The organism is Cellulomonas algicola (assembly GCF_003851725.1).
GTDB classification, from domain to species: Bacteria; Actinomycetota; Actinomycetes; order Actinomycetales; family Cellulomonadaceae; genus Cellulomonas; species Cellulomonas algicola.
On sequence record NZ_BHYL01000011.1, the window covers coordinates 1 to 5,199 of the forward strand.

The following is a 5,199-nucleotide window of genomic DNA, read 5'->3' on the forward strand; positions in this document are numbered from 1 at the left end:
CCCACCCCCGCCCGCGCAGGGGTCGCCCTGCGCCCAGTCCCGGAGTGCCGATGCCCCGCCCCACCCGCCGTCCCCTCGTGCCCCTCGTCGCCGCGGCCGCGCTCGCCCTCGGGCTGTCGGCGTGCGCGTCCGACGCGTCGGGCACGTCGTCGCCGACCGCTGCCGCGTCGCAGCCCGGCGGCTTCACGCCCGTCGAACTCGACAACTGCGGCACACCCGTCACGGTCGACGCCCCGCCGGAGCGCGTCGTGACGATCAAGTCGACGTCGACCGAGATGCTGCTCGCGCTCGGGCTCGAGGACCGCGTCGTCGGCACGGCGTTCGCGGACGGTCCCGTGCCCGACGAGTGGGCCGACGCCTACGACGCGATCCCGGTCGTGTCGGACAAGGTCCCGGGCCAGGAGGCGCTGCTCGCGCTCGAGCCGGACTTCGTCTACGCGGGCTGGGAGTCGAACTTCTCCGCCGACGGCGCCGGCGACCGCGCCGCCCTCGCCGCGCTGGGGATCGGCACGTACGTCTCCCCCGCCGCGTGCAAGGAGGAGGGCTACCAGCCCGACCCGCTGACGTTCGACGTCGTCGAGGACGAGATCCGCGAGGTCGCGTCGCTGTTCGGCGTGCAGGACCGTGCCGAGGAGCTCATCGCCGCGCAGCGCGACACGCTCGCAGAGGTCGAGAAGCCCGCCGAGCCGACGACCGCGCTCTGGTACTCGTCGGGCACCGACAGCCCCTACGTGGGCGCCGGGATCGGTGCGCCGCAGATGATCCTCGACGCCGCCGGGCTGACGAACGTCTTCGGCGACGTGCACGACACGTGGACGTCGGTCGGCTGGGAGCAGGTCGTCGCGGCGGACCCCGACGTGATCGTGCTGGTCGACGCGTCGTGGAACACCGCCGACAGCAAGATCGCGCTGCTCGAGTCGAACCCGGCGACGTCGCAGCTCACCGCGGTGCGCGAGAAGCGCTACGTGACCGTGCCGTTCGCCGCGACCGAGGCCGGGGTGCGCAACGCCGAGGCCGTCGCGTCGATCGCCGAGCAGGTCGCCGCGCTGGACGACGCACCGGACGAGGGGTGACGACGACGACCGCCACCGTCCCCCGCACGACCCCGCCGCTCGCCCCGTCGACGGCGGCACCGGCGCGCACCCACCTCGCGCTGCTCGTGGCCGTCGGCCTCGCGGCGCTCGTCGGCACGGTCCTCGTGACCGTGACGATCGGACCGGCGGACCTGGGCGTCGGCGAGGTCGCGCGCAGCATCGTGGCGCACGTGGGGTTGGACGTCGCGCCCGTCGCACCGCTGCACGACGCGATCGTCTGGGAGCTCCGCCTGCCGCGCGTGCTGACGGCCGCCGCCGTCGGCGCCGGGCTGGCGCTCGCCGGCGCCGTCATGCAGAGCCTCACGCGCAACCCGCTCGCCGACCCGTACCTGCTCGGGTTGTCGTCGGGTGCGTCGCTCGGGGCGGTCGCCGTGCTGGTCGTCGGCGTGGCCGTGCTGCTGCCGGTCGCCGCGTTCGTGGGCGCGATGGCCGCGCTGGTCGCGACGCTCGCGCTCGCCCGCTCGGGCGGGATGCTCACGCCGGGCCGCACGGTGCTCGCCGGGCTCGCGGTGTCGCAGCTCTGCGCGGCGGGCACGTCGTTCGTCATCTTCTGGACCGCGACCGGCGACTCGTACCGGGAGATCCTGTCGTGGCTCCTCGGCTCGCTCGCGGGCGCGACGTGGTCGTCGGTCGCGATCGCCGGAGGCGCGGTGCTCGTCGTCGGGACGCTCGTCGTGCTCGCCGGTGTGCGGCTCGACGCGTTCGCGTTCGGCGACACGGCCGCGGCGGCGCTCGGCGTCGGCGTCGACCGGACCCGGTGGACGCTCATGACGCTCGTCGCGCTGCTCACGGGCGCGATGGTCGCCGTGAGCGGCGCGATCGGGTTCGTCGGGCTCGTCCTGCCGCACGCCGTCGGGTCGCTCACCGGCCCGGCGCACCGCCGGCTGCTGCCCGTCGCGGCGCTCGCCGGCGCGGTGTTCCTCGTCTGGGCCGACACGCTCGCCCGCACGCTCTTCGACCCGCGCGAGCTGCCCGTCGGCATCGTCACGGCGCTCATCGGCGTGCCCGTCTTCGCGGTGCTGCTGCGCCGGGGACGGGGGTCGGCGTGGACCTGACGCTCAGCGGTGTCGGCACGCGCCTCGGGGGCCGGTGGGTCGTCGACGGTGTCGACGCGACCCCACCCCCGGGGCGCCTGACCGGCCTGCTCGGCCCGAACGGCGCAGGCAAGACGACGCTGCTGCGCCTCGTCGCCGGGCTGCTCACGCCCGAGCGCGGTGCGGTGCTCGTGGGCGCGGGGGCGTCGGCGGCGCCGGTCGCGGCGATGGGCCGTCGTGAGCGTGCCCGCCGGATCGCGCTGCTCGAGCAGGAGTCGTCGAGCAGCGTCCCGCTGACGGTCCGCGAGGTCGTCGCGCTCGGCCGCATCCCCTACCGCTCGCTGTGGGGCACCGACCCCGACGACGAGGCCGTCGACCGCGCGCTGCACGCCGCCGACGCCGCGCACCTGGCCGGCCGCGCGTGGTCGTCCCTGTCGGGCGGCGAGCGTCAGCGCGTGCACGTCGCGCGCGCGCTCGCGCAGGAGCCCGAGCTGCTGCTGCTCGACGAGCCGACCAACCACCTCGACGTGAGCGCCCAGCTCGCCCTCCTCGCGTTCGTGCGAGACCTCGGCACGACGACCGTCGCCGCGCTGCACGACCTCAACCTCGCGGCCGCGTTCTGCGAGCACGTCGTCGTGCTGTCCGGCGGGCGCCTCGCCGCGGCCGGTCACCCCCGCGAGGTGCTGCGGCCCGCGCTGCTGCGCGAGGTCTACGGCGTCGACGCCGACGTCCTCGAGCACCCGCGCACCGGGCGGCCCGTTATCGCGTTCCACGAGCCCGCGCCCCGCACGGCGCCGGCTCCCGTCCCCGCGGGAGAAGCATGAGGATCACCGTCCTGTCCGGCGGCGTCGGTGGCGCGCGCTTCACGCGCGGGCTGCTCGCGCTGCTGCGCGACCGGCTGTCCGACGGCGCGGGCGGCACGACCGCGCAGGTCACGGTCGTGGCGAACACCGGCGACGACCTGTGGCTGCACGGCGTGCGCGTGTGCCCCGACCTCGACACCCTCATGTACACGCTCGGCGGCGCGGTGCACGAGGAGCAGGGCTGGGGTCGCCGCGACGAGAGCCGCCGCGTGTCCGACGACCTCGCCGCGTACGGGCTCGGCTGGGAGTGGTTCACGCTCGGCGACCTCGACCTCGCGACGCACCTGGCCCGCACCGAGCTGCTGCTGTCGGGCGTGCCGCTGTCGAGCGTCACCGCCCGGCTCGCGGAGCGGTGGAAGCCCGGCGTGACGCTGCTGCCGATGACGGACAGCGAGGTCGAGACGTCGGTCGAGACCGTCGACGGACGGACGATGCACTTCGAGGAGTGGTGGGTCCTGCACCGCGCCGCGATCCCCGCGCGCGCGTTCCACCAGAACGACGTGACGGTCGCCGAGCCCGCACCGGGCGTGCTCGACGCGCTCGCCGACGCCGACGTCGTGGTCGTGCCGCCGTCGAACCCCGTCGTGTCCGTCGGCACGATCCTCGGCGTGCCCGGCATCCGCGACGCGCTGCGCGCCACGCCCGCCCCAGTCGTCGGCATCAGCCCGGTGATCGGCGGCGCACCCGTGCGCGGCATGGCCGACGCGTGCCTCACCGCGATCGGGGTCGAGACCGCGGCCGACGCCGTCGCGCGTCACTACGGCCGCCGCGCCGACGGTGGCGTGCTCGACGCGTGGCTCGTCGACGACGCCGACGCGGCGGTCGTCGAGCCGCTGCGGTCCGAGGGCTGGCGCGTCGAGTCCGCGCCCACGCTCATGACGGACGTCCCGGCGACCGCGGCGATCGCCGCGCGGGCGCTCGCCCTCGTGGACCGGGCGCCGTGACCGGGTGGTGGGTCGTCGTCCCGGTCAAGGACGCCGACCGCGGCAAGTCGCGCCTCGCCGACGTCCTGGGACCGGGCGAGCGCGCCCGGTTCGTGCGCTCGATGGCCCTCGACACCCTCGCTGCGGCGTCGGCCGCCGAGTCGGTCGCGGGCGTCGTCCTCGTGACGCCCGACCACGTCCTCGCGTCGTGGGCGCAGCGCGGCGGCGCGGTCGTCGTCGACGAGCCGCCCGGCGGTGGGCTCGACGAGGCGGTCCTCGCGGGCGAGGCCGTTGTCCGCGCGCGCACGCCCGACGCACCCGTCGCGGTCCTGCTCGGCGACCTGCCCGGGCTGCGTCCCGCCGACCTCGACGCGGGGCTGCGCCTGGCCGCCGCGCACGCCCGCGCGCACGTCCCCGACGCGGAGGGCACGGGCACGACGCTGCTCACCGCCGCCCCGGGGTCCGACCTGCGACCGGCCTTCGGTGCGGGCTCGTCCGCCCGGCACACCGCCGCCGGGCACGTCGCGCTCGACCTTCCCGTCGCGTCGACGCTGCGGCACGACGTCGACGAGCCCGCCGACCTCGACACGCTGGTCGACGCCCCGGGTGCCCACGCACCCGGCGCGCACGCCAGGATGGGCGCATGACGCTCTGGCTGACCGGCGACGACGCCGCGGACCGACTGCTCTCGGAGGACCCGTTCGCGCTGCTGATCGGGATGCTGCTCGACCAGCAGGTGACGATGGAGAGCGCGTTCGCCGGGCCGGCGAAGATCGCCGAGCGCATGGGCGGGCTCGACGTGCACCAGGTCGCGGACGCCGACCCCGACGAGTTCGTCGCGCTGTGCTCGACCCCTCCCGCGGTGCACCGCTACCCCGGCTCGATGGCGGGCCGCATCCAGGCGGTCGCGCGCGAGGTCGTCGAGACGTACCACGGCGACGTGGCCCGGATCTGGACGACGGGCGACCCGGACGGCGCGACGGTGCTCAAGCGCCTCAAGGCGCTGCCCGGGTTCGGCGACCAGAAGGCGCGGATCTTCCTCGCGCTGCTCGGGAAGCAGTACGGCGTGGAGCCCGAGGGCTGGCGCGAGGCGGCGGGCGCGTACGGCGAGGTCGACGCGCGCCGCTCGATCGCCGACGTGACGGACCCGACGTCGCTCGCCGAGGTCCGCGCGACGAAGCAGGCGGCCAAGGCCGCCGCCAGGGCCGCGAAGGCCTGACACCGGCTGAGCTGAGCCGCCCGGCCGGCACCAGGACCGCGAGCGCGCGGCCCGCCCCGAGCGCAG

Annotated in this window: 6 protein-coding genes; all 6 read left to right on the plus strand. The window is 76.2% G+C overall.

The annotated features are described in order from the left end of the window. The first annotated feature begins 50 nt into the window (after positions 1-50). From CTKZ_RS00640 to CTKZ_RS00665, 6 genes are read left to right on the plus strand one after another with little or no spacing between them, the layout of a single operon-like run. Positions 51-1,073: a putative F420-0 ABC transporter substrate-binding protein gene (locus CTKZ_RS00640; protein WP_124341113.1), complete on the plus strand. Its 1,023-nt coding sequence runs from the start codon at positions 51-53 to the stop codon at positions 1,071-1,073. After that, on the plus strand, positions 1,070-2,149 hold the full coding sequence (locus CTKZ_RS00645; RefSeq protein ID WP_124341114.1) for a putative F420-0 ABC transporter permease subunit: 1,080 nt from the start codon (positions 1,070-1,072) through the stop codon (positions 2,147-2,149). Before CTKZ_RS00640 ends, CTKZ_RS00645 begins: the two co-directional genes overlap by 4 nt. Next, the gene (locus CTKZ_RS00650) at positions 2,140-2,952 is read left to right on the plus strand and encodes a putative F420-0 ABC transporter ATP-binding protein (protein WP_124341115.1); all 813 of its coding nucleotides are present in this window, start codon (positions 2,140-2,142) and stop codon (positions 2,950-2,952) included. Before CTKZ_RS00645 ends, CTKZ_RS00650 begins: the two co-directional genes overlap by 10 nt. Then, the gene (cofD, locus tag CTKZ_RS00655) at positions 2,949-3,935 is read left to right on the plus strand and encodes a 2-phospho-L-lactate transferase (RefSeq protein WP_124341116.1); all 987 of its coding nucleotides are present in this window, start codon (positions 2,949-2,951) and stop codon (positions 3,933-3,935) included. Before CTKZ_RS00650 ends, cofD begins: the two co-directional genes overlap by 4 nt. Then, positions 3,932-4,561: a 2-phospho-L-lactate guanylyltransferase gene (gene cofC / locus CTKZ_RS00660; RefSeq protein WP_124341117.1), complete on the plus strand. Its 630-nt coding sequence runs from the start codon at positions 3,932-3,934 to the stop codon at positions 4,559-4,561. The genes cofD and cofC overlap by 4 nt, the downstream gene beginning before the upstream one ends. Beyond that, positions 4,558-5,133 carry an HhH-GPD-type base excision DNA repair protein gene (locus CTKZ_RS00665; RefSeq protein WP_124341118.1) on the plus strand — a complete coding sequence of 192 codons (576 nt, stop codon included), beginning with the start codon at positions 4,558-4,560 and terminating at the stop codon, positions 5,131-5,133. Before cofC ends, CTKZ_RS00665 begins: the two co-directional genes overlap by 4 nt. Positions 5,134-5,199: the final 66 nt, after the last annotated feature.

Bases quoted from the DNA above. Each gene is read 5' to 3' on its own strand.
- CTKZ_RS00640 (WP_124341113.1), top strand. From the start codon at position 51: ATGCCCCGCCCCACCCGCCGTCCCCTCGTGCCCCTCGTCGCCGCGGCC.
- cofD (WP_124341116.1), top strand. From the start codon at position 2,949: ATGAGGATCACCGTCCTGTCCGGCGGCGTCGGTGGCGCGCGCTTCACG.
- CTKZ_RS00665 (WP_124341118.1), top strand. From the start codon at position 4,558: ATGACGCTCTGGCTGACCGGCGACGACGCCGCGGACCGACTGCTCTCG.